Below are 26,250 nucleotides of genomic sequence, written 5' to 3'. Positions count from 1 at the left end.
AAAAAAGACAGCCTCGAGTAATCTCGAGAACTGTCTTTATTTGCTTGTGCTATGACACTATTTATAAGTAGGGAGTCCCAGAATCTTATAATTTGGTGACGTTAGCTGCTTGAGGACCACGGTTACCTTGAGTAATATCAAACTCAACGGATTGGCCTTCTTCTAATGTTTTGAATCCTTCGCCCTGAATTGCGGAGAAGTGAACGAATACATCGTCGCCTCCATCAACAGAAATAAAACCGTACCCTTTTTCTGCGTTAAACCATTTCACTGTACCCTTCAAATGAACAACCTCCTAAAAATATCGCCATCTATGACGAATAAGGAAATTATACCATTTGAGTGGTGAAAAATCAACGGAAATTCCGAGGTGGATAAGCTGAAATTTGTTGATGTACCAAGGTTTTCCACTATGCAGAGGGCTCTTTTTTTATGCTTAAATATTGCTGAGAATTTGGTAAAAAAGGTAGACTAGCTTCTCTCTTTTGAACGGTAAATCCAGCTAACTCGAACTCGAGGATTAGATCGTGAAGGCGAGAATATTCCTCTGTTCGGAAATTCATCAACGGGTATATCCTAACCTCGCCACCTGGCTTGCAAACACGAAGCAGCTCACGAACAGCCCCAGTATGAAACGCATAATCAAACTGCTCCTCATATAGAAAAAGAAAGTGACTGCACATAACGAGTTCAAAGCTCTCCGCTCCGAATGGTAATGATGGTAAAGCAGCTTTATGATATCTGGCTGATCCTTCTGCGCTGGAGAAATCCTCAACAAAACGCTGAAGCGCTTGAATACGTCCTGCCCGATGCTGCTCGACGGACCCGTAAAACGTCCAGTCATACACATCCGTTAGTTTAGACAACTTGGCTGTACTGCGCTCAATTTCTAGCCTGCCATACTCAGCAATTGCGTCTGGCGACTTCTCGTATAATGGATCAACTGCTTCTGCTTCGATCCCAAGCTGCCTTGCTTCTGCTGTAAACGAAGAGGCGCCTCCAGAGACATCCAACACTCTTTTGCCAATCAGCTCATCTGTCTGCAACATAAACATTTTCTCATATTCCACGTACGATCTCGAGGTCATAGCAACCCCAATTTGCTCATAAACTTGCTTCTCTTCCATGCTCATCTCTCCTTGGCTCGGCTCATAACCCCTTCCCTATGGAAAGGATTAGGAGAATTCTATCATGAGAGATGCCCGTGCACAACAAAAAAAAACGAAAAAACGAGCCTCTTGTTTGGAAATAGCCGCATTTTATGATACGATTGTTTACATCTATAAGCTTATTACAGAAACGAGGAAAAAAGCCATGTCGCATCAACCCTTCAAAAGACATACGATTTATAAAAAAGATAAATGGAACATGCTCAATGTCGAGGTGCAAGGCACCAAAATCGTCTTAACCGAGATTTCCGACCAATGGGGCGAAGAGTGCCACACTTTTATTGGACGACCTGCTATGCTGCATTGGGCTAGCGAACGTTTTGCCAAGGATAAATTCGACGGTACCGAAGAAGAATGGCAAGCTATTATGGACGCTTTTAAAAACGTATAAAAAAAAGAGTTCTATTTTGAAACGCATCGCATATATTAACGTATAATCTCATAGTAACACTCCAAAGGGGAGTAGCTGATACAGTAAAGTCGTCAATTCGGATCCTCATCAGATCCCGGCTTTATTGGCAACGACAACGTTGTTAGCAAGACCTTTGCCATGTTCATTGGTGAAGGTCTTTTTTGATGAATTAGAGCCTTCACCGGTCAAGCGGTGCTAGGCTCTTTTTGCATCAAAATAACTTTGAAGGAGTGTGTTCGCGTATGGATTGGTTGTCAACGGGCTTTTTCGTCTCACTACTCAGTATTATCTTGATTGACTTGGTTTTGGCAGGTGATAACGCGATTGTGATTGGGATGGCTGCACGTAATTTGAAAAAGGAAACACAAAAGAAAGTCATTCTTTGGGGCACGGTTGGCGCGATTGTGATTCGAGCTTTGGCCACGCTTGTTGTCGTTACGTTGCTCAAAATCCCTGGGTTGCTGTTAGTCGGCGGTATCTTGCTTCTCTGGATTTCGTATAAACTTCTCAGCGAAAAGAAAAGTCATGAGGATATGAAAGTAAAAGACACCATGTGGGCTGCTATTCGAACGATTATTATTGCTGATGCGGTCATGGGATTAGATAATGTCATCGCGGTCGCTGGCGCTGCACATGGTAACTTCTTGCTCGTCGTTATTGGTCTACTTGTCAGTGTGCCTATCGTGGTCTGGGGTAGCACTTTATTCATTAAATGGATTGAAAAGTACCCATCGATTATTTATATCGGAGCTGGCGTGCTTGCACTTACCGCAGGAAAGATGATTACAGGCGAAAAATTCCTAGCCCCCTTCTTCGAATCCAACCCGTTAGGAAAATGGCTATTCATTGGTTTACTCGTCATCCTCGTGCTCGGCGCAGGCAAATGGGCGAAAATGATTGGCTACCAAGTCAGTGTCGGGGATAGCGGACAACTCACTCTTCCTAAAGAGCTTAGCGAAGAAGCACAAATCTCCCCTGAGGACCGCTACACCGTCAAAATGGATTCTCGTGGCAAGTTCATTCTCGTTAAAGAGGAAGATGATGAAGAGTCGAACCGTGATACGATGCAGCATGCCGGATGAAAAAGGAGTTTGACCCCGCATAGCGAAAATTAGTATGATACGAAACAAGTATCATACTCTACAGCAAAAAGGATGATTTTCGATGACTGATTCTGGATCTATTCTCACATTTGTAATTGTATCCTTTTGCCTGGCGATCATTTTAATTATGAAAAAAGACAGCCTTCCGGCACAAATGAAACGTTACCTTGCTTTACTAGCGATTGTTATGGTTTCCATATCCTTCGTTCTGATCGTACTTAGCTTCTTCCGAGCTGGAACTTGAAAATACTTCCATACTTGCTCGTCCATCATGGACGGCAGAGTCGTTTGTTTTGTATAATAATAATTGATTAAGCAAACGGTCATACTAGGTGAAAACCATGAAATGGGATTTCAGTTCGTGCATCCCTCATGGGAATATGCCGGGAGCGATGACCGCAATGCGCCTTCTTTATGTAACGGCTGTCATGGGAATTCTGCTTAGCTCAGTCCCATTAGCTGATTTACACGCAAAGGATACCAGCTTACCCCAATCTCAAAACAAGGACAGGAGGGCTCCGATGACTCAATTATTGGATCGCAAGCAAGTACCAGCCGAGCACCGTTGGCAGTTGGAGGATTTATTTGCCGATCAGAAGGCTTGGGATCAAGAATTTCAAGAAGTGAAGGGCTCGCTTAGCAAAATCAGCGCCTTCCAAGGGAAAATCAACGACGCCGCAGCTGTGAAGCAAATTTTCCAGTTGGAAGATGAGCTCTCAGTTAAGATGGAGAGATTATATGTTTACTCCAACATGAAGCATCATGAAGATACAGCTGAACCTGTTTATCAGGCCTTATCCGAAAAAGCTAAAAAACTCAGTGTTGAATTTGGTGAAGCTTCTTCCTTTATTTCTCCTGAAATTCTCAGCTTGTCGGACGAAAAGCTTCAGCAACTCGTGAATGATCCTTCCTTATCTTTTTATAAAGATACGCTTGAAGAAATGATTCGTCAGAAGCCTCATACGTTAAGCAAAGAACAAGAAGCGCTTCTTGCTCAAGCAGGTAATATGGCTGGCGCTCCTAGTACGATCTTCGGCATGCTGAACAATGCTGATTTGAAGTTCCCGAAAGTGAAGAATGAAAAAGGTGAAGAAGTCGAGCTTACGCATGGCAGCTATATTCAATTCCTAGAAAGCCGTGATCCTGAAGTTCGAAAAAATGCGTTCAAAGCGGTCTATGACACCTATCGCAATAATCGGAATACCATTGGTGCGACGCTTAGCGCGAACATTAACAAGAACATTTTCTATGCCAAAGCGCGTCATTACCCTTCTGTTCTTGAATCCACACTATTTGGCGATAATATCAAAAAAGAAGTGTACACGAACTTAATTTCCACCATTCATGAGTCCTTGCCTCAGCTGCAGCGGTATCTCAAACTCCGTAAAAAGCTGCTCAAGGTCGATGAGTTACATATGTATGACCTATTTGCACCGCTCGTTGAAGAATTCAAGATGGACATTACTTATCAGCAAGCCAAAGAAGAAATCAAGAAAAGCTTGGCTCCGCTAGGTGAAAATTACTTGAAAATTCTACAAGACGGATTCGACAACCACTGGATCGATGTGTATGAGAACAAAAACAAACGCAACGGCGCTTACAGCTGGGGTGCTTACGGCACACATCCTTACGTATTGTTGAACCATAAAGACAATTTGAACAGCATGTTTACCTTGACACATGAGATGGGTCATGCGATTCATTCCTATTTGTCCGATGAGAATCAAGAGTATCGTTATGCGCAATACACCATTTTCTTAGCAGAAGTTGCTTCCACGCTGAATGAAGCTCTACTCATGGATTACCTGTTGAAGCGTGTAACAGATCCTAAGGAAAAAATGTATTTGCTTACGTACTATGCGGACCAATTCCGTACAACGGTATTCCGTCAAACGATGTTCGCGGAATTCGAAATGATCACGCATGAGAAAGCCGAAGAAGGCGAGTCTTTAACACCGCAAGAGTTCAGTGAAATCTACTATGGATTGAATAAGCTCTACCATGGCAATGACATGGTTGTGGATCAAGATATCGAGATGGAATGGGCTCGGATTCCTCACTTCTATAACAGTTTCTATGTTTATAAATATGCGACAGGCTTCTCTGCTGCTACTTCCTTTGCGAAGCAGATTTTGGATGAAGGCCAGCCAGCGGTTGACCGCTACCTCGGCTTCCTCAAAAGCGGCGGCAGCGACTACTCGCTGAACATCCTTAAGAAGGCCGGTGTGGATATGTCTACGCCTGAGCCGATCAAACAAGCAATGAGCGTATTCAGCTCCCTGTTAGATCAGATGGAAGAGCTTACGAAGTAACTGCATGCACGATACAAGCCACTCTCCTCGTGGAGAGTCGGATTGCAAGACCAAAAAGGTTGAAAGCCTCTGCTTTCAACCTTTTTCTTAAAATCGAGAGGATGATGGATACTTGAAAATACAATGGATTCTCATCAGTGCTTTAGTATTTGCTCTACTTACTGCGGTTTTTGCTGTTGTCAATGTGGATCCCGTACAAGTGAACTTCCTATTCACGACGACGTCCACACCTCTGATTCTTGTCATTTTAACTTCAACCTTATTAGGTGGTTTGATTGTTGGTCTCTTCGGCATGGTTCGTCAATATAAGCTCCAGCGTAAAGTGAAACAAGTAGAAAAACAACTTCACGAAGTGCTAAATCCGACACCTGAAGCACCAACTGATTCTAAGCTAGAGCAAAGCGAACACCATGTATAAAACGAGGCATATTCCTCCTCCAATGAAAGATGAGCTTGCATTAACTGCATCATTGCTCATTCCTTGGAGACCACGTATCTGTCTTGCTTTCTGATGACAATGCTCCTGCTTCTCAATCGTTTTACCACAGACCTCACAATGAAACATCACCTGCAGCGTAGCCCCAAGCCAAGAATCAACGAGAGAACCTCCTAATCCTGCAAGTGATCCCAGCAAGATTAGGAGCACCATCGAACTATTCACCGCTTGCGGCTCCCCGAGTTGGTTTAGAAGCCCTCCGATGAGGCCGATAAAAGCCCCGCCAAGAATCGACGCAAGTAATCCAAGCCCTGTAATGCCTCCTGAGGTCCCTGCTGTCACCCGTTTTCCCGTTACAATGGAGCGTGGAATCGACTTGCTCATCCCTCCGATTTCCGTCGCCCATGTATCCGCGGTAACGGTTGCCATAACGCCAATAAATAACAGCCACCAGAGCGGACTCGGCCAGATGGCATTTCCCATACATAGCAACAACCCTAAGCCACCATTCGCAGCAACTTGCCCTGCATCACGTCTACCACCTTTGGCATAGCCACTTTCAGCTGCTGCCTTACGCTGATGCTTAAGCTTCGATAACAAGCTGGATGAGATGAAAAATGCGATAAGTGTACCAAACCACGCAAGACTTCCCAACGCATACATCGTCGTTCCTAGCAGCACTGCTGCAATTAATCCGGATAGAGATAAGGAACGTTTCCAATAGGCTGCCCCAGCTATGATCAGACTACCTGCGAATCCATAGATGACTGGCATGTGTAGAATTCTCTCCTTCACATTCAAATTCTTATTAGCTGTACCTGATAATCCATATTGTATCATAGTTCACCCAACTCTCTTTATGTGGTAATTCGTATGATAAATTCGACAATTTTCATGATTTTCTGCAGATTCTTAACCAATAACAGCCAAATCTATGATACTATGAGAGGGAAAAGCGTAAGGAGGCTGACATGGAGCAAGATCAATCCACTACCAATTCCCGATTTAAAAGAGACCTGGCGCCCGAGGAAATGCTGCGTGTCATTTTCGACTATGCTGCCAAAATTGCGAATGAACGTATACTTGATCATGTACTCATGCTAATGGCGGATATGGGTCGTGAGATGATTGTCTCCGATCGTTGTACCGTCTGGCTGTTAGATACACAGAATAATGAGCTTTGGTCCAAAGTTGCTCATGGTCTTGATGAAATTCGAATCCCAAGCACTGCTGGTCTAGTCGGTTATGCCGTAACGAATGATCAAGCAGTCTTCATCCATGATGCTTATACCAATGAGGAATATAAATCTTATTTGCAAAATGGTGCTATCTATACGGATCAGCAAACAGGTTATCGAACGAAGGCCCTCATGGTGATCCCCTTTCGGAATAGCAACGGTGAGATTATGGGGGCTTATCAAGCGATTAATAAACTGACTGTCAGTGAACAATTCTCCGACAAGGATATGGAGTATTTAACCTTGGCCTCTTCCTATGCAGGCAAATCCTTGGAATCTGCGCTGCTTACGATGGAAATTGAAGAGACGCAAAAAGAAATTATTTTCCGAATGGGGGAAATTGGTGAAAGTCGTTCCAAAGAGACAGGCAATCACGTGAAGCGTGTTGCCGAGTATTCTTATTTGCTAGCCTTAGAGCTAGGCATAAGTCAGGAAGAGGCAGAATTACTCAAGATTGCGTCTCCCATGCACGATATTGGTAAAGTAGCGATTCCCGATGCCATCTTGAATAAGCCTGGCAAGTTGACTGAAGAAGAGTTCAAGCTTATGCAGAACCATACGCTCATCGGTTACAACCTACTTCGAAATTCAACCCGTCATATTCTCAAAACCGCAGCTATCGTTGCTTATGAGCATCATGAGAAATGGAATGGGCGCGGATACCCACGTGGTATACAAGGGACAGACATTCATATTTATGGACGTATAACGGCCATAGCCGATGTTTTCGATGCACTCGGCAGTGATCGTGTGTACAAAAAAGCCTGGGAGCTCGACCGCATCCTTCAGCTGTTCCAAGAAGAACGTGGCGAGCATTTTGATCCCGATGTGATTGATGCCTTTTTCAAGCAATTACCGGCCATTCTCCGCGTAAGAGAACAATACTCGGACACAGCCTTAGCCAATTCGATAGAATCCTAATACATAGAAAAAGGGCAGTCTCACAGGTCGATATGACCTTGAGACTGCCCTTTTAGATTATATACGAATACTAGAAGCTCCGAATTGTTCTTCTCCCCAGAGAAGCTCTAAACGGTCGCCATCCTTGACAGGACCTACGCCTTCTGGCGTCCCCGTGAAAATGATGTCCCCCGGACCCAATCCATAGTGCTTCGCAACATAATCGATAATCGTTTGAAGATCGAAAATCATATGCGAGATGTTGCCATCCTGAACTACCTGTTCATTCTGAAAGAGTTGGAAGTTCGACTTCGTCAACTCAGAAGCACCGGGGAATGGACGGAAATCGGTAATAGGCGCCGACTTTAGAAACCCTTTGGCAGGCAGCCATGGTTGGCCCTTCTTCTTAATCACATTCTGGACATCACGAAGTGTAAAATCAATGCCAAGCGCATATTGATCTACGATCTCATCAACTTTTATCCCTTGCGTGTAAGGTTTCGCAATATGTACAACCAGTTCAGCCTCGTAATGAATCTCACCTTGATCATTAGGAAGTGTCAGCTCGCTGCCATCCATGTGTACTAAGGCATGTGTAGGCTTCGTGAATATCATCGGTTGGTCAGGAACATCATTTCCAAGTTCTGCCGCATGTGCGCGATAGTTACGTCCAACGCAATATATGTTTCGGACCGTTATTGTCATGGTAGTTGAACTCCTCTTATTTCTTAATCACATTCCCTTGGGCATCAACCCCAGCCCCGATAGAAATCTTACTTAATCGTTGAAATAGCTTTTCCCCATCTTCCGTATTCATCGGAGTTGGCAATGCTAATTTGGTCAAAATGGGTACCAGATGAATATTGCATGACTTATCCTTCGAGCAGGCAGCTTCCAAGATGACCGTTTCCCATGTTTTCGGCGTGTCATTTGTCGTAAAAATGAAGTTCCCTAAGCTATACGCAATCCACTTGCCCTTATATTGCTCAAAGCCTTGCAGGACGTGCGGATGTCCGCCAATGATAAGATCTGCCCCTGCATCAATGTAACGATGCGCGAGTTCTTTTTGGTTTTTGTCCGGATTGTCATCGCGTTCAACACCCCAGTGTGCCACAACAACGACCAGATCAGCGGATACTTTCGCTTTTTCAATCGCTTCAACTGGCACCTTATAGCTATACGTTTCAGCAACACCCGGATGTCCAGGACCAGCTTTCCATGAAGCTTCAGGCACGACGCGGCTGAAACCAAAAACAGCTATCTTCATGCCATCTTTTTCCACAATCACGGGTTGATAAGCTTCTGTGTTATCCTTACCCGCACCTACGCGTTTGATGCCCTGTTGATCCAGAGCCTTCAACGTATCTAGCAAACCTTCTGTGCCATAATCCATCACATGGTTATTCGCTAAATTAACAATATCCACACCTGCTTGTTTCAGCGGAGGCAATGCCTCGGGTGAAGAGCGATACACGTATTCCTTGCTTTGAACACTACCTCTAGTCGTTATCGGTGATTCCAAATTGGCAATCGTAAAATCAGCTTTGGTCAAGTAGTCTTTCACATTCGTATACGGATAGTCAAAACCTTTTTGCTTCAAAATATCTTCCACTTTGGAGGCCATGATCACATCACCCACAAACGTTAACTTCACTTGTGAGCCTGTTCCTACTGGTTGTACAGCGGGTGCGTTCGTACTAGTCGATGTTGAAGATGGGGTAACAACAGCAGAAGCTTTGGGACTCGCTGTAGCGGACGAACTGCCACTCGACGTGGAGGTCGATGGTTTGGGAGAGACAACCGCCATCGGTGTTGAAACCGTTCCGTCTTCTTCCCCATTCTGATAAGTGGAGGTCCAATAGGAAGCCCCGATTCCAACGGCGAAACAAGCAATCGCTGCAACTGTGAAGCCACCCAAAACCTTAAGCGAAGGCTTTTTGCTTGGGTTTGAATCTTTTTTCGATTTACCGTGACGTTCTTGTCTGGATTCCAATGAAAACATTCCCCTTTCCCCCTACAAATTATAACAGATGTCGACATCGTTGGGTAATAGGGCGGCTCACATTTTCAGATCGTCTGCCGTGTGTTATAACAGAAGCATGACTATTCATGGTTTTAGGAAGAAAGGGAACGAATGACATGGAGAGAATCGCTGTTATTTCAGATATTCATGGCAACCTGCCTGCTCTTGAAGCCGTACTTTCCGATATTGAGCGCAGAGGCATCACACGTATCTTCTGCTTAGGCGACCTCGTGGGCAAAGGTCCTAGCTCAGCGGAAGTCGTCGATCTCATTCAGCAAACTTGTGAAGCCGTCGTGCAAGGCAACTGGGATCTAGGCATAACGCTTCCGCAGGAACTGCCGGCTGGCTTGTGGCAACAGCTGTCACTAGGTGATGAGCGACTCGCCTATTTGAAGCGGCTGCCCTATGCGATTCATGTGAACCTTAGCGGGAAGCACATACGATTGTTCCACGCATCCGCGCAAAGCGTCTTTCATCGTTTGAAGCGCGAAGCTTCTAAGAATGAGCGATTGGCGATGTTTGAAAATACAGCGATGACCGGCTCTCTCGATGGAGGCATAACGCCGGATATTGTCGGTTATGGGGATATCCATATCCCCTATATGTTGACGTTGAGCAATCCCTCTGAGAAGAGGGAGAGTGATGCCGTAAGTGTAGAGGAGCGGAGTTGTCTGCTGGGTGGGGAGGATTCTGTGGTAAATACAAACGCTGGGGAGCAGAGTCATCTGCTTAGTGAAGGCGATTCTGTGGTATCTGCAAGTGCTAATGCTGGGGAACCTAGTGGGTTGCTGCTGTTCAACGTAGGTAGTGTAGGCGTTCCCTATGACGGCATACCTCAAGCGTGCTACTGCATAATTGAGGGGGATAATGATCCCACGGTTCAAGCAGGTTTTGCGCTCCAGTTTGTACGTGTTCCTTATGATATCCAACGAGCTGTACAGATGGCTTATGAGGTTCAGATGCCTGACAGTCGACGATATGAGTTGGAGATTACGACGGGGTTGGTTCATTTAAATGGTTAAGCATCCTTGCGTCCTCACTTATCTCCCCACCACCAAAATTAGATGGAGGTTCTCCATGTATTCGACATGCTATGCGAATCAAGAGAGATTTTGCCTTTGGATGAAAACTTATGGAAATTAATTCCACCACATGCTAATATAGGGGTATGATGGAAAGTGAGGCATGGTAATGAATGCAACTTAACTGGCGTAGAATCATCCTTGTTATCGTTTGTGCGGAGTGTTTGTTCATTTACTGGAACAGCCTTAGTACAATGAGCTTTAAGAAACAACAAACGACCCAACTCGGCCCTACTAATCAGCCGAAGGCACCATTAACACACATTCCACAACAAATTCCAAACAACCCAAGAATCGATTCCGATTTACATACGAAGGAAAAAGCCTCCTAACAACCCCAAAAAAGCGACAGACTGCCGTGGCAGCCTATCGCTTTTTTTGTCATCTAAGCTACTTCACCCGAGCTAAGGCTAAACCATCATACGCTGGAAGAATTGTGCTTTCGAGCCTTTCATCTGTTGCAATTCGTTGATTAAACGTTCGCATTGCTTGAACTGATGCTTTCGTTTGCTTCTCATCAACGACTTTACCGCGCATAAGCGTGTTATCTCCTGCAATAATGGCACCAGGATTCGCCAGCTTGATTGCAAGCTCCAAATAGTTCGGATAATTCACTTTGTCCGCATCAATAAAGAAGAAATCGAAGCGTTCCCCCTGCACCCGCAGCTCGTTCAAGTGAGTGAGGGCTTCGCCAATTCGGTATTCCACGAATTCACCGAGCCCTGCGTCTATCACGTTGCGCTTCGCCACATCGGCAAAATCCTGTTTGAGCTCGAGTGAAATGAGCTTACCGCCCTCTTTTAACCCGCGTGCCAAACAGATTCCGCTGTACCCGCCTAATGCCCCTATTTCTAACACCCGCTTCGCACCGATCATCGTTACCATCATCGTTAATAGCCTGCCATACCCAGGCGCGATTGAAATCTCAGGCATATTGTGAGCAACAATGACTTCTTTCACCTTGGTTAGAACGGCATCTTCCTCGTATAAACCTTCCATATAGCTTTCAGCCGTGATGTTTTCCATGTATTTGTCCTCCTAAATTCGCATCATTTGAATCATCTTTCCAATACCCGTTTGTAAGTGTAACCTATTTGTCCTATACTTGTTAATTGTATGAGTTTTCTGAGCGTTGTACAACCCGGATGGAAGGACTATACCTATGCCACAAAAAATTGAACTAATCGCCACTTGCCCGATGGGACTTGAGGCCATCGTCGCCCGCGAAATCCGTGATCTCGGCTATGAAGAATTGACTGTCGAGAATGGACGCGTCCGTTTCTTTGGTGACGAATTAGCCATCTGCCGCACCAACCTTTGGCTGCGTACCGCAGATCGTGTCCTCGTACTTATGGGACAATTCAAAGCAACTACCTTCGATGAGCTATTCGAAGGCACCAAAGCTCTCGCTTGGCCAGATTGGATTCCGAACGATGCCGAATTCCCTGTTGAGGGTCGTTCCCATAAGTCACAGCTATCCAGCGTTCCTGCTTGCCAAGGGATCGCCAAGAAAGCTGTCGTCGAGAAAATGAAGCTTAAATACGGTACGGAGTGGTTCCCCGAGAACGGGGCACGCTACGTGATCGAAGTTGCGCTGTTGAATGACATCGCGACACTCACGATAGACACGACCGGACCTAGCTTGCACAAGCGCGGCTATCGCAAGCTCGTAACCGAAGCGCCGCTGAAGGAAACCATGGCGGCAGCTATGATCTTGCTGAGCCGCTGGAGCGTAGAGCGGCCGCTCTACGACCCGTTCTGCGGGTCGGGCACGATCCCGATCGAGGCCGCGATGATCGGCTGGAACATTGCGCCAGGCCTGCGGCGCAGCTTCCCTAGTGAAGCTTGGGGGAACATTCCCCGCAAGCTGTGGGATAAAGCCCGCGACGAAGCCTTCGACGCGGTGAAAGACAACGTGCCGCTGCACATCGTCGGCAGCGATATCGATCCTGCTGCCATCGAAGTGGCAGAGGCGGCCGCCAAGGCAGCTGGACTGACGAAGCAGTTCCAGCTGAAGGTTGAGCCCATCGCCAAAGCGCGCCCGCGCGGCGATTATGGCTGCTTGATCACCAATCCGCCGTACGGCGAGCGGCTTGGTGAAGCACCGGATGTCGAGCTGGCGCTGCGTGAGCTCGGTGCATTAACGCGACCGATGCCGTCGTGGAGCTTGTTTATCCTAAGCCCAAGTACACAACTTGAGCATTATATGAACCGCCGCGCCGATAAGAAGCGCAAGCTGTTTAACGGACGGATCGAATGTAATTTGTTCCAATATCTTGGCCCCTTTCCTCCACGTAGATCGGATAGATAGCACTGTGTAATGAAAAAGAGGCAGCTAAGACTTAGCATATAAGTCTTAGCTGCCTCTTTTTTGCGTTAATTCTACCCTGCTGCTTGCATGGTTTCAATAATTTTATGTAGGACCTCATTTGCTTCCGCATAGGCCACTTGGCAAGTTCCTGCAGCGTGATGTCCGCCGCCGCCATTGTGAAGCATCAACTCACCAATATTCGTTTGGGCTGTGCGATTCACAATACTGTGACCACAAGCGAAGACGCAGTTTTGTTTGTTTCTGCCATCAACGATCCAAATGGATGTGTTTTGCTCGGGATAGAGCGCATAAACCATAAAACGATTGCCTGGATAGATTGTCTCAACATCACGAAGGTCCGTAATGATCACATTACCTTCTACCCGTGTGTAAGCCTGCAGCATGTCCCTGTACAAAGCATCCAACTCATGGTAACGTGCTACACGTTCCTGAACATCTGGTAGCTCCATAATTTCGCTAATGGTTTTGGTTGCACAATGCGCAACTAAGTCCTCCATCAACTGATAATTACTGATTCGATAATCCCGATAGCGGCCAAGCCCTGTACGAGCATCCATGATAAAAGAAAGTAAATCCCAACCGCTCGGGTTCAGAATATCCTCTTTGCTGAACTGGGCAGAGTCTGCTTTGTCCACACCTTGCATAATATCGTCGATATCACCGAAGGTTTCTTTGCCACCATAATAATCATAGACTACCCGCGCAGCGCTTGGCGCGATCCGAGTTTCCCCTTTAAACGTTACCGATTCACCCAAGCGTGTCAGCTCACTTGTATGATGATCAAACCATAATCCGCAGCCTGGGACATACGGCACATTGGCCAAAATATCGTGCTCATTCACTTCAATAAGACCGTCCTGCATATCTTTGGGATGGACGAACTTCATTTCATCCACCATGTTTAATTGTTTGAAGAGCATCGCGCATACTAAACCATCGAAATCGGAACGTGTGATCAATCTCATGCCATGCATCCCCTTTTGAGATAGTTCTTAAGAACTACGAATTATGATGATCATATTATATCAGCTAGTGTCGATATGTGACAATGAGAAAATCACTCGCCGCTCCATTGACTGCTTTCTTTTTTCAATAAAAAAGAACGATTCACCTAGATAGGTTGAACCGCTCTCAATTTGGAGGACATGCATTGAAATAGTCTAGTTAAAAAACCTTCGATTTGAGCCATTGGGGGTATTTTCACGGACAGCTTAACTTCGCCTTTCCAGTAGAAAATGAGAATGCTATTGTTTCTTCCATGAAACATTTCGACATCCCAACAGGCTTCGTTCAATGCGTATTCTTCACGGTTAATCATAAGCTTAGGCCCATCCGTGGATGGCACCAAACGTGCAACATGGTTACCGCATAATGATGTTACTTTTTGTTCCTCCTGCAATTGCTCTTCCGATTTCATGCCGCGAGGGCCTCCTTTGTTCAACTTGTTCCATTGGTTTTCATTTGCTTCGCTATGACAGAGAAAAAACCCCACCGTAGTGAACCGACTAGAGGGGTTCTAATGTGAATTCCCAATCGTTCGGCGGCTGGCTGGCTGCTTGTCCTTTTCAGGAGAAGTAAAGCCCCTGTAGCTTTGCGTCGCTGGCTTTCGCCAGCTTTGCCTTTATCGAGATGACGTACTGAAACTGATTAGATGAAGCGATAACACTAGACACCTTATACTCTCAAGGATAAGGGATGACGATTCCAATTCGAATAGTTCGGAGGAACTATTTTTACGAAATCCATCAAAATGTTTGCATTTTCGACGATATTTTTACCGAATTATGACGTTTTGTGCCTTTCCAATAGAAAATCGACCCTACCAAAGACAAAATTGCGATTGCAAGGAAGAGCGTTTGACCTCCATAGGACACCAATAAAAAGCCGCCAATCCATGGCCCCATAAAATGACCCAGGTTCGTTAACGTTTGAGCACCGTAGTAAGTTCCACGCATATTTTCCGGCGCAAGCTTATCGATTAACATGTTCGCTGCTGGATAATTTAGGATTTCACCGAATGTGAAAATAGCCATTGAAATAATGAGCCAAATGAGTGTGTGAGAGAAAGCAAAACCGATATCCCCTAAAGCGAACATCAGATTCCCTACGACAATCGCTGTCAATGGCGAATACTTCTCCGCCCATTTCCCTAGCGGTATCTGCATAACAATAACGACAATGGCATTGGCGCTCATGAGAATCGCAAACATTTTGACACCATCAGCAAAATCCCTCTGCAGGTACTGCGACAACGTGACCATAACTTGAGAGTAGCCAATAGCCCCAATAATGCCCCCGACAATGTACAGACGGAAGGTCACGTCCTTACGAATGACTCCCCATGCAGAACTGAAAGTCACAATCGCTTTCTTCTCGCCTTCGATTTTCTTAATACCGAACTTGATAAGTAGAGCGTACAATGTGATGCCATAAATTAAATAGATAATACCCGTTAGCAAGAAAGGCAAAGCACCATTCATTGTTGCAAAGAAGGCTCCCAGTAATGGACCTACTGCCACACCGATGTTAATGGCCATGTACCGAAGTGAAAATACCTGCCGCCTCTTGGATAGCTCTGTAAGATCTGCCATTAAGGCTTGCGACACAGGCTCATAGAACGAGCGGCAAAGACCATTTAACATATTAAGCAGCATAAATAGAACTGGTAATTTCACAATGCCGAACCCCAGGAATACGACTCCCCAACCAAAGAGTGCCGCGAGCATGATCACCCGTCTTCCGAAGCGGTCAGACAAAGTGCCACCGACAAACCCGCCGAATGTACCAGCTAAAGCTCCCATACCAATGACAATTCCAATGAGCCCCGGGCTCATATCTGAATGCTTGGCCAAATAAATGGCTAGGAAAGGTAAACTCATGGAGGACGCAGCCCGAGCCATGACCGTACCTAAGAGTAGCGTATGTACGATAGGATGATAGGATTGCAGAAAATAACGTATACGATTCATAGACGATGACTCCTCTCGCTGACATACGAATTACCCAAGGGTTAATTAATTGACGCCGAATTTCAATTATACACGAAAAGCGCAGATTGTGTTGTAATTTCGCACTGGGAATTCCCACTTTTTCAAAGCATATGCAGACAGATGGTATTTATTGGGTGTACGTTTTATAATGGCGATATGGAGGTGTTAGAGATGAAAATAGCGATTACAGGTGGCAGCGGTTTTATTGGAAAACACTTAATAACATACTGGTTAGAACAGGGTCACGAACTTTTTAATATATCACGCTCATCATCGAAACAGATTCCGGGTGTCAGAACGATAACCTGGCAGGAGTTAGACAAAAATACGAGTCTGCTTCAAGGACTCGATGCCATTGTTAATCTGGCTGGAGAATCCATCAGTCAACGTTGGACAGCCGCGGCTAAGACGCGGATTGTTCAGTCTCGTTTGGAAGCTGCAGCGCATGTAGCTAAGCTAGTCGCCAATATGAACCCAAAGCCTAAGGTCGTGGTGAACGCATCCGGGATGTCATATTACGGCATTTCGGAGAGTGCTACCTTTGACGAGCAAAGTCCTCATCGACATACAGACTTCTTATCCGATGTCGTCAAGCAATGGGAGGCTGCCGCTGATCTTATTCAAGGAACACGCCTCGTGAAGGTTCGGGTTGGCCTTGTTTTGGATAATAAGGAAGGTGCTTTCCCCAAAATGGCTCTGCCCTACAAGATGGGCTTCGGGGGTACTGTCGGAAGTGGCAGGCAATGGGTATCGTGGATTCACATTGAAGATATGGTTCGACTGATCGATTTCTGTATTCGGAATACATCTATAGAAGGTCCGGTAAATGCTACAACTGCGCAGCCTGTTACCAATAAAGATTTCGGACGCGAGATGGCGAAAGCTATGCGAAGACCGAATCTGTTTCCAGTTCCAGCTTTCTTAATGAAGTTGATTTTCGGTGAGCTGTCTGTGCTACTCTTGGAAGGTCAGAAGGTGATTCCGCGGGTATTGCAGGAGAATGGATTCGAATGGCATTTTCCAGAGGTAGCTGGTGCGCTAAGAGATCTGGTAAAAAAATAGCTTTTCATTCGAATTAAATTTGTGTACAATTAATTTGTGTGAAATATTAGTGACGGAAGGTTGTGACCTAATGAGCGTACACCAATTTCAAGTGAAGACGATCCGCGGTGAAGAGAAATCCCTCTCCACGTATAAGAATCAAGTCCTGCTCATTGTCAATACAGCAACGAAATGCGGATTTGCTCCTCAATTCAAAGGGCTTCAAGAGCTCCATGATACTTACAAAGACCAAGGATTTAGCGTTCTAGGCTTCCCTTGTAACCAATTCAAGGATCAAGAGCCAGGCGATGATGCGCAGGTTGAGCAGGCCTGTCAGATTAATTTTGGTGTTAATTTCCCTCTTTTCTCCAAAATCGAGGTCAATGGTGCGGGAACTCATCCGTTATACCGTTATCTGAAAAGCAAAGCATCGGGTCTATTCGGCTCGGGGATCAAATGGAATTTCACCAAATTCCTCGTGGATCAGGACGGAAATGTGATCAAACGCTTTTCCCCAACAACGACACCGCGCAAAATTGAAAAGCAAATTCAGAAGCTCCTTGAAAAGTCCCCTGTTCATGCTTAAGCCTACTTTCAAAGAATAGTAAAAAAGCATCCTGTCCAATTGGACGGATGCTTTTTGGTTATTTAACGTATTTCTTTGCTTTCTCGATCGCTTCGTCTTCCGTTGCGCCTGTAATGTAGCGGCCATTAATAAATATAAATGCGAACCGTGAACATGGACCGCAATACGACTTGCACGCAACCTTGACTTCTGTATCCGGTGCAATCGCACTTATTTTGGCAAGTGCTGATTTCACCTTCATGTGTTTGCATTTATCACAAATGCGAATATCATTCGGCATTAGTGGTCTCCGTGGTTCCCCTTGCTTGGGTTCGTGATCATGAAGCCTTCTTCTGGTGTGTAGAAGTAGTCAATACGAATACCGTCTAGAAGCGGTTCTGTTTGATCAAGCAAAACATCAATGCCTTTATCCGTGTTTACTACAACATCATTTGCTGTTTTATCATCAAGACCCAAGCCATAGTGAGCATGGTCACCATGCTTATGCGTCACTTGTACGCGAACCAACAAACCCTTGTTTTCTTCTTTATTAAGCTCCAATTGAAGTACCTTTGCTGCATTACGAGAAATTTTGACTTTCATATGTACACATCTCCTGAAACAATAAATTTTAACTCTATTGTAAAGAATCTAGAGCATGAAATCAACCTTGTCCTATTCTGCCCTTCTATTGCCAAATTACATAAGGAACTTTAAAATACATAGTAGTATGAGTATTCATCCCTTATTACAAAATGTTAACTTACTAACCTTGACGTAAGTAACCTACACGACTTTGATGAAAGGAAGCGATCTCATGTCTACGCTAGAAAATGAAAAAGTCGCCTCAACTAGCAATTATATACCTAAAATCCCTAAGGAAATCGAATGTTCCGTTGAACGGACACTAGAAGTTATTGGCGGAAAATGGGCATTTCTTGTGCTTCGAGAATTGTTTTGCGGCACGAAGCGTTTCGGAGAGCTGCAGCGTCAAATTACGGGCATCAGTCCCAAATCCCTCACGGATATTTTGCGCCACCTTGAAGAACATGGGGTTTTGGAGCGTATGGCGTTCCCTACGGTTCCTGTTACAGTCGAGTACACGTTGACACCAAAAGGGCAGGATCTGCATCAAATTATTAAAGAGATGAAGCTTTGGTCAGCAAAATGGACATAATGAACAATTAGGGACTACGAAGAGGAGAGGTACTTGATGATCACAATTAAATCAAAAGAACAAATTGAAGCCATGGGAAAAGCAGGCCGCATCCTGGCCGATTGCCATAAAGAAATCGCGAAAATGATTCGACCAGGGATTACTTCTTGGGAAATCGATCAATTCGTTGAAGGCTTTCTAGCGAAACATGGTGCAACTCCTGAGCAAAAAGGCTATCATGGCTATCCGTATGCAACATGTGCATCCGTGAATGATGTTATTTGTCATGGCTTTCCGAAGAAAGAACCATTAAATGATGGCGACATCGTCACAATTGATATGGTAGTGCGCATTGATGGTTGGTTAGCAGACTCCGCTTGGTCCTACGCGGTTGGCAACATTTCGCCTGTTGCTGAAAAACTGCTGCAAGTTACGAAGGAATCTCTGTACAAAGGGATCGAAAAGGCTGTGGTCGGTAACCGCATCGGGGATGTTTCTCACGCTATTCAAGTCTATGCGGAGTCACAAGGTTTCTCCGTTGTTAGGGATTTCATCGGTCACGGTATTGGTTCCGAGATGCATGAGGAACCTCAAGTGCCTCATTATGGACCTGCTGGCAAAGGGCCGCGCATTAAAGAAGGCATGGTTTTCACCATCGAACCTATGTTAAATGTCGGTAAATTTCATTCCAAAGTAGACCAAGATGGTTGGACAGCTAGAACGTACGACGGCAGCTTATCTGCACAGTACGAGCATACGATTGCGATTACAAGCAATGGACCGATTATTCTAACTGAACAATAATGATCTGGAGGAACAGGGATGCTGTCTTTTTACAAGAAATATTGGCGAACGGTATTTGACATTGGGCTCATCGTATTAACCGTCTACTTATTCATGCTGCTATTCAGTTATTTGTACGCCATCGCCACGCCAATTTTTCTGGCTTTAATCATTTTCATGATGATCGAGCCGCTTGCTCGTTTCTTGAATCGTAAAGGGATGAGCAAATCTTTAGCTTCCGCGATATCAACGTTGGTGTTCGTCCTTATCATTCTGGGGGCATTAGCCGGGGCTGTCGTCATTTTCACTAGTCAGATCATGAGTCTTGTTGATAAAATCGATGACTACGCAGCGATTTTTAATGACCAGATCATCCATCGGATTGCTGAACTAAACGATCGCTTCCAAGCCATGCCTGATGATGTGACGGGCAAAGCTAAAGATTATGCAGGGCAATTTGCAGGAAAAGCTTCCACTTTCCTTGTTGCCTTTTTATCTGGACTGGTTGCTTCCCTGACTTCCTTCTCCACGTTCATGTTCAATTTCATCGTCGGCATCATTCTCGCATACTTCTTAAGCATCGAAATTGAATCTTGGAAACGGATTGCCAATGAACAAACACCAAATACGTTTAAATCCGCCTTCTTTTTTCTAAAAGAGAACGTAGTTAAAGGAATTGTTTCTTATGTAAAAGCACAAGCCAAGCTCATCACGTTGACTTTTATCGTTGTTTTCATTGCTTTGCTTGTGCTCAATGTGAATAACGCCTTCTCTATCGCGCTGCTTTCAGCCGTATTCGACGTCTTGCCCTTACTCGGTGTATCAACCTTGTTCATACCTTGGATCATCTATCTGTTCATCGTCGGGAATACCACATTAGCCATTTGGCTTAGTGCCTTGCTTCTTGTCGTTATTCTTGTTCGACAGATTATGGAGCCCAAAATCACAGGGGAATCCTTAGGCGTATCCGCATTTACAACCTTAGCCTTCATGATTGTATCGCTATCCCTCTTCGGTGTGGCAGGCGTTATTCTCTCGCCCGTACTCATCATTCTGATTAAGGCCTTACATACGCAAGGATATTTACAGCGCTGGATTCGCAAGCCAGAGAACGAATACACAGAAGGAAAACTGCCATATACCGGTAGTTAACGTTCATTATGAAAAAGAGGCCGTTTCAAGTCTAATTGACTTGAGACAGCCTCTTTTTTATGCTATACCCGATGCATGCTGCGATATAGTGATGGTGCTTTGCCGATTTTTTGTGTAAACACGCGGCTTAAGTAGAAGCCATTCTCATATCCACATTGGGTAGCAATCATGTCCATGGTGAATGTCGTATTTTCCAAAAGATGTTTCGCACGCGTAAGGCGCAAATCGTTAATGAATTCGGTCGGTGTTTGGCCAAATGCTTTTCGAAATCTACGTGTAAATTGAACAGGCGTCAGTCCCAATGAAGTGGCTAACTCCAACATGGACAGATTTCCAAACGCATGATCCGTCAGAAAGTTCCGCGCTTCGTCCATTTGTTCATCCATAACGGTGACTGGAGGACTCTCCTCGATAAGTTGGTCCATATGCACCATGCGCATGAGATCATTCACAAGGTAAAGCTTGTGAGCTGTACTCTCTTCATCCCAGCCTTGTAACGTTCGCAAGTAACGATAACTGGATGTCAGGCGCGGTAAATCTTGTACGGACAGCTTACCCTGCCAGGTCGCTTCCTGTTCCATATGAGGCTCACCTATAAATTGTAAAAAGTGAAAAGTCAGCGGCTCCAATGTTTTTCTCCGAAACACGGTACGAGGTGGACAAAGCACAAGATCTCCTAATCTAGCCTCCCCCTGCTCCGCACGAATTTCATAGAAAAAACTCCCCTCCTCCACCGCAAACAACGTCCAGCAAGGGTAGTCATCACGCTCAAACATAAACTCTTTTTTCTGATGCCAGTACACATGAGATAAGAGTTTCAAGGCTGGATCGCGATAGGCCATATTACACTCTCCAATCAAGTGAAATAAAGTATATGCCAATTGTAACTCACTGTATGTTAAAAGGATATCACCTATTTTACAATGAAAGCATGGATATTCTAAATACTAGTGAGGTGCTCATAATGAAGCATGAAATCGTTACATCTGATATCACAGTCGTTGGCGGTGGCTTGGCAGGCGTTTGTGCAGCAGTGGCTGCAGCACGATTAGGTCAAACTGTTTCTCTCGTTCAAAATCGTCCGGTGCTTGGCGGTAATGCCAGCAGCGAAGTACGTGTATGGGTGTGTGGTGCCACTTCACATGGTGTCCACCGCAATGCTCGCGAAACTGGCATCATGGGTGAACTTTTTGTAGAGAACCAATATCGCAATATCGATGGCAACCCTTACATCTGGGATTTAATTGTCCTTGAAAAGGTGAAAGCGGAGCCAAATATTACTTTATTCTTAAATACAGATGTGCACGAGGTCGATGCCTCAGGTGACGATAATTCTCGTACTATACAAGCTGTCACAGGTTGGATGATGGGTTCTGAACGCAGAATTCGTTTCGAGAGTCGTGTGTTTCTCGATTGTACAGGCGACGGTCTCGTTGGTTTCTTAGCTGGCGCTAAATTCCGTATTGGCCGCGAGGCTCAGCATGAATTTAACGAGGAATGGGCACCGCTTGTACCGGATGATATCACACTTGGAAGCACGCTTCTCTTTTACACCAAAGATGCTGGCCGTCCAGTCAAATATATAGCACCAAGCTTCGCAAAAGATATTACACAAACGTCGATTCCTATGAAGCGAGTCATTCGCAGCGGCGATAATGGGTGCGCTTACTGGTGGATTGAATGGGGCGGAGAGCATGATACTGTCCATGATAATGAGCGTATTCGCGATGAGCTCTCCTCGGTTATCTATGGGATATGGAATTACATCAAAAACTCTGGGAAATTTGACAGCGAAAATTTAACGCTAGAATGGATTGGATCAATTCCAGGTAAAAGGGAATACCGCCGGTTCGTCGGTGATTATGTTCTCAATCAAAATGATGTGATTGCGCAAGAGCAATTCGAGGACCGCGTTGCCTTCGGCGGCTGGTCGATTGATTTGCATCCGCCGCAAGGCATGTATTCGACGGAAAGCGGCTCGAAACATATGCATATGGATGGTTCCTATCATATCCCGTTCCGTTCCCTTTATTCGAGCAATGTGTCGAATATGCTCATGGCTGGACGCAATATCAGCGCGTCCCACGTCGCTTTCGGGACAACACGTGTCATGGCGACATGTGCTGTCATTGGTGAAGCAGCGGGTACGGGTGCAGCCCTATGCGCGGAGAAAGGCATCTCGCCGCGTGAGTTGCACAGCGAGCACTTGAACGAGCTGCAGCAGACTCTGTTGCGGCAAGATGCGTCGATTCTTGGCGTAGTGAATAACGACGAGGCTGATCTTGTTCGCAGCGCGACGCTCACGGCTTCCAGCACGCTGACAGAGCTGGCTTTGGAGCAATCGGCTGGTGTTTATCCATTGGAGACGCCTGCGGGGCTTCTAGTGCCTGTAGATCCGTTTATCAATGGCATCGAGCTATTAGTTGATGCCACTGCTGCAACAGAGCTTACTGTCGAACTGTGGGACACAGGCAAGCCGCAAAATTATGTCCCTCATACGCTCATAGCGTCCGTTGTGGTGCCAGTAGCTGAGGGAACTAAGCAGTGGGTTACGGCTGCATTAAACTGGGAGCCTGCACACGCTCAGAACGCGTTCATCGTACTCAAGAGCAACCCTGCTCTTGCCGTGCATCTATCCGATCGACCGCAATCTGGCGTTCTATCCTTCAAAAACAATGCCGTTACGACAAGTACGGCTGACTTCGGGGATATGAAACCTAATCAACCTGTCATCGATTGGAGTCCGAAAAACTTCAACCGGAAACCTTTCTGTTTCCGACTGCTCGCACCAACTTCCGCTTATGCCGCTGGCAAAGCAGCTGACGGCCACAAACGGCCTTACGGCAGTCCGCATCTGTGGTCTTCCGCTGGAATCAGCGGTGCCGAGGAATGGCTCGAAGCTAGCTGGACGGAGACGCATAGCATTGGGGAAGTGCATGTGACGTTCAATGATGACGTGAATGAGGATTTAATTAATTTGCATCATCATCGTACCGAATTCGAAATTCTTCCTGAATTAGTTAAAGATTACACGATCCAAGTTTGGGATGGGGAATCATGGACGACGGTTGTTGAACAAACGAACAATCACACTCGTCACCATGTTCATCAGTTAAAAGAAGCAGTCTCAACGAATCGTCTACGTGTTGTCGTCGCATCAACGAATGGTTGTGAGCGTGCAGAAATCGTGGAATTGCGTTGCTACCGTTAGAATAGCAGCTCGCGTGTTATGAAAGGGCCGGTATGACCACTATGTGTAGTGGTACATATCGGTTTTTTTTGTGTTGCATTAGGCAGCTAAAAATGTTGCTGTGTTTGGGCAAATCGAGGCTATCGTGCAAATGAATTTACTCGGACAAGCACCTCCTAAATATTTAAAAATAGGCACGAATTGCTCTTGCTTAACCTAACATGATGTGTTATATTAAAAGTGCGTAGAATCAATGTTTCCGCTTTTAAAAGCTGACATAGGAGTGATGAAAAATGTTACAAATTCCGCATGGTGAAGAAATTATTCGCGTTGAAATGACAGTTAAGGAAGCGCTTGCACTCACTGGTACCAAATTTGCCCTAAACCAAAAAGTAGAAACAGATGCAATCAAGAAGCTCAAACAATCTATCGCAGATAAATTACTCACACCTAACCATTAATCCATACACATAGTGGCCTCGCGAGACAGCTCGCGGGGCTTTTTATTTGGGACTGGATGACGCGCTTATTGTGCCGGGGCGCCATGCCTCTTTCATGATGTGTAACTCGATTTTTTCGAGTTACGGCTCTTCTTTTGACTCTTTCTCGGCCCGTAACTCGACTTTTGAGACTGTCGATTAATTATTTTGAGGGGTCCCAATTCCGTTAAATAGCTGAGATTCGTTCTACCAAGTCATTTCTAATCGATTAAATATTTTTTCGGTTTGAACTAACTCATTAAAATCGATTGTAGGGCAAACGCTTGGGAATTAATCGACAGTCTCATTTTTCGAGTTACGGGAGCACCATCGCGATTTTCTTGTGCCGTAACTCGAATTTTGAGACTGTCGATTAATTATTTTGAGGGGTCCCAATTCCGTTAAATAGCTGAGAATTGATCTGCCAAGTCATTTCTAATCGATTAAATATTTTTTCGGTTTGAACTAACTCATTAAAATCGATTGTAGGGCAAACGCTTGGGAATTAATCGACAGTCTCTTTTTTCGAGTTACGGGATTCCTTTTGACTATTTCTCGACGCGTAACTCGATTTTCTCGAGTTAAGGCGCTCTTTTACCACTTTGCTAGCTATCATACGAAAAAATCCGCCCCTCCAAAAGGGCGGATCCAGCCTAATTGATTTTCCTACGCGTTAAAATACACGGCACACCTCGGCCGACAGCGCCAGGCTGCGACATCATTTCCAAGTAACGCATGCCTCTTGCGCAAGGTGTTTTGCACACCGAACACGTAGCCGATTCAACCATCCTCATCGTGTACTGAGCACGAGATGATGGGTCTTTTTTCTTCTTAACAACCTTACCTTTACCTTTAGGTGGTGCCATGTTCACGCCTCCCTACAGCTTCCTCCTTCAGTATATGAAGTCTGGGCTGAACGGTTCGTGACATAAGCGCATAAGTTGACCTAACTTGTCTCTGTCCTCATTACTCCAACGCTGTCAAAAGTATAGGAACGACTTCCTCATATAGTAAAGCGAACGTTTCAACTGGCAATGGATTAACACCGAACCCAACTTCGACTGTGAAACCAGGTCGGCGGTATTGCTGGATGAACCAATCTTTATACCCTGCATCGCTGCCTGTCAGCTTAACCGCCTCATACTGGCTAGCCAGAGCCAAACGCTCCGCAAGAGCTTCCGACTCGGCAGGCTCGTAGTCACGGTAATTCCAATAAATCTCTCTACCCTGTGTATGTAAAGCAATCACAAGCTCAAAGTCATGGCACTCCGTAAAATGAGCTAATGCAGCCGCTTCAGGTTCAGATAATGGCGCTTCTCCCCCATAGTCACGTTCCCCCGGCCCTTCGTGTTCTCTTCTCAGCTTTTCTTCTTCCCAATGTGCAGGGAATTGATCGTTGAGATCTACACCACGTATATTCGACTTCCAATTCAAGAACGACAAGGACCCTTGGTTCCATGCCAGCAACGCTTCACGATGCGGATGCTCCTCAGGCAATCCATATAACACAAGATCCACACCGTCTGGATTGACCATCGGTACGACCCACAAAGAATACTCCGACAACATACGTCTCACATTGCGCCCCTGCCATGCCGTCCCTCTTGCATAAGCACAGGCAAGGTCTTCAACAAATTGCATCAGCAAAGGGGCTGTTATCCATTCATTGGCGTGCATAGCGGCGTTAAAATGAATTTCTTTCGAACCATGGCCGATACGCAGCGCAGGAATATCCTTGCCCATCACACTTTGGCCGATACACGCCACCTGTACAAAAGGATATATTTTGCCTAAACGATTCAGCTCCTCAATCAAAGTCTCATACCCGTAACCTAACACACGACCACCTCACAGACTTCTACTTCTTACGTATGGCTATGCTTATGC

The 26,250-nt window shown here is 45.4% G+C and carries 29 protein-coding genes, 1 pseudogene and 1 riboswitch; of the genes and pseudogenes, 15 read left to right on the top strand and 15 right to left on the bottom strand.

Annotated features, from left to right (window positions below):
- Nucleotides 1-85: 85 nt before the first annotated feature.
- Both J2736_RS00385 and J2736_RS00380 read right to left on the bottom strand, forming a co-directional pair.
- Nucleotides 86-283, bottom strand: a complete 198-nt coding sequence (locus tag J2736_RS00385; protein WP_028556542.1) for a cold shock domain-containing protein — start codon at nt 281-283, stop codon at nt 86-88.
- 127 nt (nt 284-410) lie between these two features.
- Nucleotides 411-1,127 (bottom strand): class I SAM-dependent methyltransferase, encoded by a 717-nt coding sequence (locus tag J2736_RS00380; RefSeq protein ID WP_310222432.1) that lies wholly within the window; start codon nt 1,125-1,127, stop codon nt 411-413.
- Between the two features lie 187 nt (nt 1,128-1,314).
- Here J2736_RS00380 and J2736_RS00375 point away from each other — a divergent pair, with 187 nt between their 5' ends.
- Together J2736_RS00375 and J2736_RS00370 are read left to right on the top strand one after the other, a co-directional pair.
- Nucleotides 1,315-1,560: a hypothetical protein gene (locus tag J2736_RS00375; protein ID WP_310225134.1), complete on the top strand. Its 246-nt coding sequence runs from the start codon at nt 1,315-1,317 to the stop codon at nt 1,558-1,560.
- Between the two features lie 263 nt (nt 1,561-1,823).
- Nucleotides 1,824-2,465, top strand: a pseudogene (locus J2736_RS00370) (TerC family protein); the annotation flags it as partial.
- Nucleotides 2,466-2,846: 381 nt separating this feature from the next.
- On the opposite strand, the gene J2736_RS00365 reads toward J2736_RS00370, so the two are convergent.
- Entirely contained in the window at nt 2,847-3,011 is a 165-nt protein-coding gene (locus J2736_RS00365; protein ID WP_310222431.1) for a hypothetical protein, read from the bottom strand.
- Between the two features lie 194 nt (nt 3,012-3,205).
- On the opposite strand from J2736_RS00365, the gene pepF reads away from it, so the two are divergent.
- Both pepF and J2736_RS00355 read left to right on the top strand, forming a co-directional pair.
- A complete protein-coding gene (gene pepF / locus J2736_RS00360) occupies nt 3,206-4,996 on the top strand; it encodes an oligoendopeptidase F (RefSeq protein WP_310222429.1) in 1,791 nt (596 codons plus the stop codon).
- A 112-nt stretch (nt 4,997-5,108) separates the two neighbouring features.
- Nucleotides 5,109-5,414 (top strand): LapA family protein, encoded by a 306-nt coding sequence (locus tag J2736_RS00355; RefSeq protein ID WP_310222427.1) that lies wholly within the window; start codon nt 5,109-5,111, stop codon nt 5,412-5,414.
- On the opposite strand, the gene J2736_RS00350 is transcribed toward J2736_RS00355, so the two are convergent.
- Entirely contained in the window at nt 5,388-6,206 is an 819-nt protein-coding gene (locus J2736_RS00350) for a DUF92 domain-containing protein (RefSeq protein WP_310222425.1), read from the bottom strand. The two genes, J2736_RS00355 and J2736_RS00350, sit on opposite strands and share 27 nt — an antisense overlap.
- A gap of 197 nt (nt 6,207-6,403) precedes the next feature.
- Here J2736_RS00350 and J2736_RS00345 point away from each other — a divergent pair, with 197 nt between their 5' ends.
- Complete coding sequence (locus J2736_RS00345) at nt 6,404-7,591, top strand: HD domain-containing phosphohydrolase (protein ID WP_310222423.1); 1,188 nt, start codon at nt 6,404-6,406, stop codon at nt 7,589-7,591.
- A gap of 57 nt (nt 7,592-7,648) precedes the next feature.
- On the opposite strand, the gene J2736_RS00340 is transcribed toward J2736_RS00345, so the two are convergent.
- Nucleotides 7,649-8,275 carry a fumarylacetoacetate hydrolase family protein gene (locus J2736_RS00340; RefSeq protein ID WP_310222421.1) on the bottom strand — a complete coding sequence of 209 codons (627 nt, stop codon included), beginning with the start codon at nt 8,273-8,275 and terminating at the stop codon, nt 7,649-7,651.
- 16 nt (nt 8,276-8,291) lie between these two features.
- Nucleotides 8,292-9,572: a CapA family protein gene (locus J2736_RS00335; protein ID WP_310222419.1), complete on the bottom strand. Its 1,281-nt coding sequence runs from the start codon at nt 9,570-9,572 to the stop codon at nt 8,292-8,294.
- A gap of 107 nt (nt 9,573-9,679) precedes the next feature.
- Here J2736_RS00335 and J2736_RS00330 point away from each other — a divergent pair, with 107 nt between their 5' ends.
- A complete protein-coding gene (locus tag J2736_RS00330) occupies nt 9,680-10,615 on the top strand; it encodes a metallophosphoesterase family protein (RefSeq protein WP_310222417.1) in 936 nt (311 codons plus the stop codon).
- 173 nt (nt 10,616-10,788) lie between these two features.
- Complete coding sequence (locus J2736_RS00325; protein ID WP_310222415.1) at nt 10,789-11,007, top strand: hypothetical protein; 219 nt, start codon at nt 10,789-10,791, stop codon at nt 11,005-11,007.
- Between the two features lie 58 nt (nt 11,008-11,065).
- Here J2736_RS00325 and J2736_RS00320 read toward each other — a convergent pair whose 3' ends face one another.
- Entirely contained in the window at nt 11,066-11,701 is a 636-nt protein-coding gene (locus J2736_RS00320; RefSeq protein ID WP_310222413.1) for an O-methyltransferase, read from the bottom strand.
- A 136-nt stretch (nt 11,702-11,837) separates the two neighbouring features.
- Here J2736_RS00320 and J2736_RS00315 point away from each other — a divergent pair, with 136 nt between their 5' ends.
- Nucleotides 11,838-12,986, top strand: coding sequence for a THUMP domain-containing class I SAM-dependent RNA methyltransferase (locus tag J2736_RS00315; RefSeq protein WP_310222411.1), 1,149 nt, complete (start codon nt 11,838-11,840; stop codon nt 12,984-12,986).
- A gap of 71 nt (nt 12,987-13,057) precedes the next feature.
- Here J2736_RS00315 and J2736_RS00310 read toward each other — a convergent pair whose 3' ends face one another.
- The 3 genes from J2736_RS00310 to J2736_RS00300 form a co-directional block, all read right to left on the bottom strand.
- Nucleotides 13,058-13,972, bottom strand: coding sequence for an exopolyphosphatase (locus J2736_RS00310; RefSeq protein WP_310222410.1), 915 nt, complete (start codon nt 13,970-13,972; stop codon nt 13,058-13,060).
- 146 nt (nt 13,973-14,118) lie between these two features.
- The gene (locus tag J2736_RS00305; protein WP_310222408.1) at nt 14,119-14,424 is read right to left on the bottom strand and encodes a hypothetical protein; all 306 of its coding nucleotides are present in this window, start codon (nt 14,422-14,424) and stop codon (nt 14,119-14,121) included.
- 119 nt (nt 14,425-14,543) lie between these two features.
- A riboswitch (cyclic di-GMP riboswitch) is annotated at nt 14,544-14,637 on the bottom strand.
- Nucleotides 14,638-14,752: 115 nt separating this feature from the next.
- On the bottom strand, nt 14,753-15,976 hold the full coding sequence (locus J2736_RS00300; RefSeq protein WP_310222406.1) for an MDR family MFS transporter: 1,224 nt from the start codon (nt 15,974-15,976) through the stop codon (nt 14,753-14,755).
- 192 nt (nt 15,977-16,168) lie between these two features.
- Here J2736_RS00300 and J2736_RS00295 point away from each other — a divergent pair, with 192 nt between their 5' ends.
- On the top strand, nt 16,169-17,059 hold the full coding sequence (locus J2736_RS00295; protein WP_310222403.1) for a TIGR01777 family oxidoreductase: 891 nt from the start codon (nt 16,169-16,171) through the stop codon (nt 17,057-17,059).
- A 70-nt stretch (nt 17,060-17,129) separates the two neighbouring features.
- On the top strand, nt 17,130-17,624 hold the full coding sequence (locus J2736_RS00290; protein WP_310222401.1) for a glutathione peroxidase: 495 nt from the start codon (nt 17,130-17,132) through the stop codon (nt 17,622-17,624).
- 58 nt (nt 17,625-17,682) lie between these two features.
- On the opposite strand, the gene J2736_RS00285 is transcribed toward J2736_RS00290, so the two are convergent.
- Entirely contained in the window at nt 17,683-17,904 is a 222-nt protein-coding gene (locus tag J2736_RS00285) for a DUF1450 domain-containing protein (RefSeq protein WP_310222399.1), read from the bottom strand.
- On the bottom strand, nt 17,904-18,206 hold the full coding sequence (locus J2736_RS00280; RefSeq protein ID WP_310222397.1) for an iron-sulfur cluster assembly accessory protein: 303 nt from the start codon (nt 18,204-18,206) through the stop codon (nt 17,904-17,906). The genes J2736_RS00285 and J2736_RS00280 overlap by 1 nt, the downstream gene beginning before the upstream one ends.
- Nucleotides 18,207-18,420: 214 nt before the next feature.
- Here J2736_RS00280 and J2736_RS00275 point away from each other — a divergent pair, with 214 nt between their 5' ends.
- From J2736_RS00275 to ytvI, 3 genes are read left to right on the top strand one after another with little or no spacing between them, the layout of a single operon-like run.
- Nucleotides 18,421-18,780 carry a winged helix-turn-helix transcriptional regulator gene (locus J2736_RS00275; RefSeq protein ID WP_310222395.1) on the top strand — a complete coding sequence of 120 codons (360 nt, stop codon included), beginning with the start codon at nt 18,421-18,423 and terminating at the stop codon, nt 18,778-18,780.
- 36 nt (nt 18,781-18,816) lie between these two features.
- Complete coding sequence (map, locus tag J2736_RS00270; protein ID WP_310222393.1) at nt 18,817-19,563, top strand: type I methionyl aminopeptidase; 747 nt, start codon at nt 18,817-18,819, stop codon at nt 19,561-19,563.
- An 18-nt stretch (nt 19,564-19,581) separates the two neighbouring features.
- Entirely contained in the window at nt 19,582-20,694 is a 1,113-nt protein-coding gene (gene ytvI / locus J2736_RS00265; protein ID WP_310222391.1) for a sporulation integral membrane protein YtvI, read from the top strand.
- 62 nt (nt 20,695-20,756) lie between these two features.
- Here the strand turns inward: ytvI and J2736_RS00260 are convergent, their stop codons facing one another.
- Complete coding sequence (locus J2736_RS00260) at nt 20,757-21,536, bottom strand: AraC family transcriptional regulator (protein ID WP_310222389.1); 780 nt, start codon at nt 21,534-21,536, stop codon at nt 20,757-20,759.
- A gap of 122 nt (nt 21,537-21,658) precedes the next feature.
- Here J2736_RS00260 and J2736_RS00255 point away from each other — a divergent pair, with 122 nt between their 5' ends.
- Both J2736_RS00255 and J2736_RS00250 read left to right on the top strand, forming a co-directional pair.
- Complete coding sequence (locus J2736_RS00255) at nt 21,659-23,905, top strand: FAD-dependent oxidoreductase (RefSeq protein WP_310222387.1); 2,247 nt, start codon at nt 21,659-21,661, stop codon at nt 23,903-23,905.
- Nucleotides 23,906-24,177: 272 nt separating this feature from the next.
- Entirely contained in the window at nt 24,178-24,345 is a 168-nt protein-coding gene (locus J2736_RS00250) for a hypothetical protein (RefSeq protein WP_310222385.1), read from the top strand.
- A gap of 671 nt (nt 24,346-25,016) precedes the next feature.
- Here the strand turns inward: J2736_RS00250 and J2736_RS00245 are convergent.
- Together J2736_RS00245 and J2736_RS00240 are read right to left on the bottom strand one after the other, a co-directional pair.
- A complete protein-coding gene (locus J2736_RS00245; protein ID WP_310222383.1) occupies nt 25,017-25,229 on the bottom strand; it encodes a hypothetical protein in 213 nt (70 codons plus the stop codon).
- 100 nt (nt 25,230-25,329) lie between these two features.
- On the bottom strand, nt 25,330-26,202 hold the full coding sequence (locus J2736_RS00240; protein WP_310222381.1) for a M14 family metallopeptidase: 873 nt from the start codon (nt 26,200-26,202) through the stop codon (nt 25,330-25,332).
- Between the last annotated feature and the right edge of the window lie 48 nt (nt 26,203-26,250).

Origin of the sequence: Paenibacillus qinlingensis (assembly GCF_031455095.1) — a bacterium.
Classification (GTDB): Bacteria; Bacillota; Bacilli; order Paenibacillales; family NBRC-103111; genus Paenibacillus_E; species Paenibacillus_E qinlingensis_A.
Note: the sequence above shows the minus strand (reverse complement) of the source record. Positions and strands in the feature narration are given on the sequence as shown.

What these genes read in the sequence shown, in the direction of transcription:
- J2736_RS00380 (WP_310222432.1), bottom strand. Translation starts at nt 1,127, where the DNA reads ATGGAAGAGAAGCAAGTTTATGAGCAAATTGGGGTTGCTATGACCTCG.
- J2736_RS00375 (WP_310225134.1), top strand. Translation starts at nt 1,315, where the DNA reads ATGTCGCATCAACCCTTCAAAAGACATACGATTTATAAAAAAGATAAA.
- J2736_RS00365 (WP_310222431.1), bottom strand. Translation starts at nt 3,011, where the DNA reads ATGACCGTTTGCTTAATCAATTATTATTATACAAAACAAACGACTCTG.
- pepF (WP_310222429.1), top strand. Translation starts at nt 3,206, where the DNA reads ATGACTCAATTATTGGATCGCAAGCAAGTACCAGCCGAGCACCGTTGG.
- J2736_RS00350 (WP_310222425.1), bottom strand. Translation starts at nt 6,206, where the DNA reads ATGCCAGTCATCTATGGATTCGCAGGTAGTCTGATCATAGCTGGGGCA.
- J2736_RS00345 (WP_310222423.1), top strand. Translation starts at nt 6,404, where the DNA reads ATGGAGCAAGATCAATCCACTACCAATTCCCGATTTAAAAGAGACCTG.
- J2736_RS00340 (WP_310222421.1), bottom strand. Translation starts at nt 8,275, where the DNA reads ATGACAATAACGGTCCGAAACATATATTGCGTTGGACGTAACTATCGC.
- J2736_RS00335 (WP_310222419.1), bottom strand. Translation starts at nt 9,572, where the DNA reads ATGTTTTCATTGGAATCCAGACAAGAACGTCACGGTAAATCGAAAAAA.
- J2736_RS00330 (WP_310222417.1), top strand. Translation starts at nt 9,680, where the DNA reads ATGGTTTTAGGAAGAAAGGGAACGAATGACATGGAGAGAATCGCTGTT.
- J2736_RS00325 (WP_310222415.1), top strand. Translation starts at nt 10,789, where the DNA reads ATGCAACTTAACTGGCGTAGAATCATCCTTGTTATCGTTTGTGCGGAG.
- J2736_RS00320 (WP_310222413.1), bottom strand. Translation starts at nt 11,701, where the DNA reads ATGGAAAACATCACGGCTGAAAGCTATATGGAAGGTTTATACGAGGAA.
- J2736_RS00315 (WP_310222411.1), top strand. Translation starts at nt 11,838, where the DNA reads ATGCCACAAAAAATTGAACTAATCGCCACTTGCCCGATGGGACTTGAG.
- J2736_RS00310 (WP_310222410.1), bottom strand. Translation starts at nt 13,972, where the DNA reads ATGAGATTGATCACACGTTCCGATTTCGATGGTTTAGTATGCGCGATG.
- J2736_RS00305 (WP_310222408.1), bottom strand. Translation starts at nt 14,424, where the DNA reads ATGAAATCGGAAGAGCAATTGCAGGAGGAACAAAAAGTAACATCATTA.
- J2736_RS00300 (WP_310222406.1), bottom strand. Translation starts at nt 15,976, where the DNA reads ATGAATCGTATACGTTATTTTCTGCAATCCTATCATCCTATCGTACAT.
- J2736_RS00295 (WP_310222403.1), top strand. Translation starts at nt 16,169, where the DNA reads ATGAAAATAGCGATTACAGGTGGCAGCGGTTTTATTGGAAAACACTTA.
- J2736_RS00290 (WP_310222401.1), top strand. Translation starts at nt 17,130, where the DNA reads ATGAGCGTACACCAATTTCAAGTGAAGACGATCCGCGGTGAAGAGAAA.
- J2736_RS00285 (WP_310222399.1), bottom strand. Translation starts at nt 17,904, where the DNA reads ATGCCGAATGATATTCGCATTTGTGATAAATGCAAACACATGAAGGTG.
- J2736_RS00280 (WP_310222397.1), bottom strand. Translation starts at nt 18,206, where the DNA reads ATGAAAGTCAAAATTTCTCGTAATGCAGCAAAGGTACTTCAATTGGAG.
- J2736_RS00275 (WP_310222395.1), top strand. Translation starts at nt 18,421, where the DNA reads ATGTCTACGCTAGAAAATGAAAAAGTCGCCTCAACTAGCAATTATATA.
- map (WP_310222393.1), top strand. Translation starts at nt 18,817, where the DNA reads ATGATCACAATTAAATCAAAAGAACAAATTGAAGCCATGGGAAAAGCA.
- ytvI (WP_310222391.1), top strand. Translation starts at nt 19,582, where the DNA reads ATGCTGTCTTTTTACAAGAAATATTGGCGAACGGTATTTGACATTGGG.
- J2736_RS00260 (WP_310222389.1), bottom strand. Translation starts at nt 21,536, where the DNA reads ATGGCCTATCGCGATCCAGCCTTGAAACTCTTATCTCATGTGTACTGG.
- J2736_RS00255 (WP_310222387.1), top strand. Translation starts at nt 21,659, where the DNA reads ATGAAGCATGAAATCGTTACATCTGATATCACAGTCGTTGGCGGTGGC.
- J2736_RS00250 (WP_310222385.1), top strand. Translation starts at nt 24,178, where the DNA reads ATGTTACAAATTCCGCATGGTGAAGAAATTATTCGCGTTGAAATGACA.
- J2736_RS00245 (WP_310222383.1), bottom strand. Translation starts at nt 25,229, where the DNA reads ATGGCACCACCTAAAGGTAAAGGTAAGGTTGTTAAGAAGAAAAAAGAC.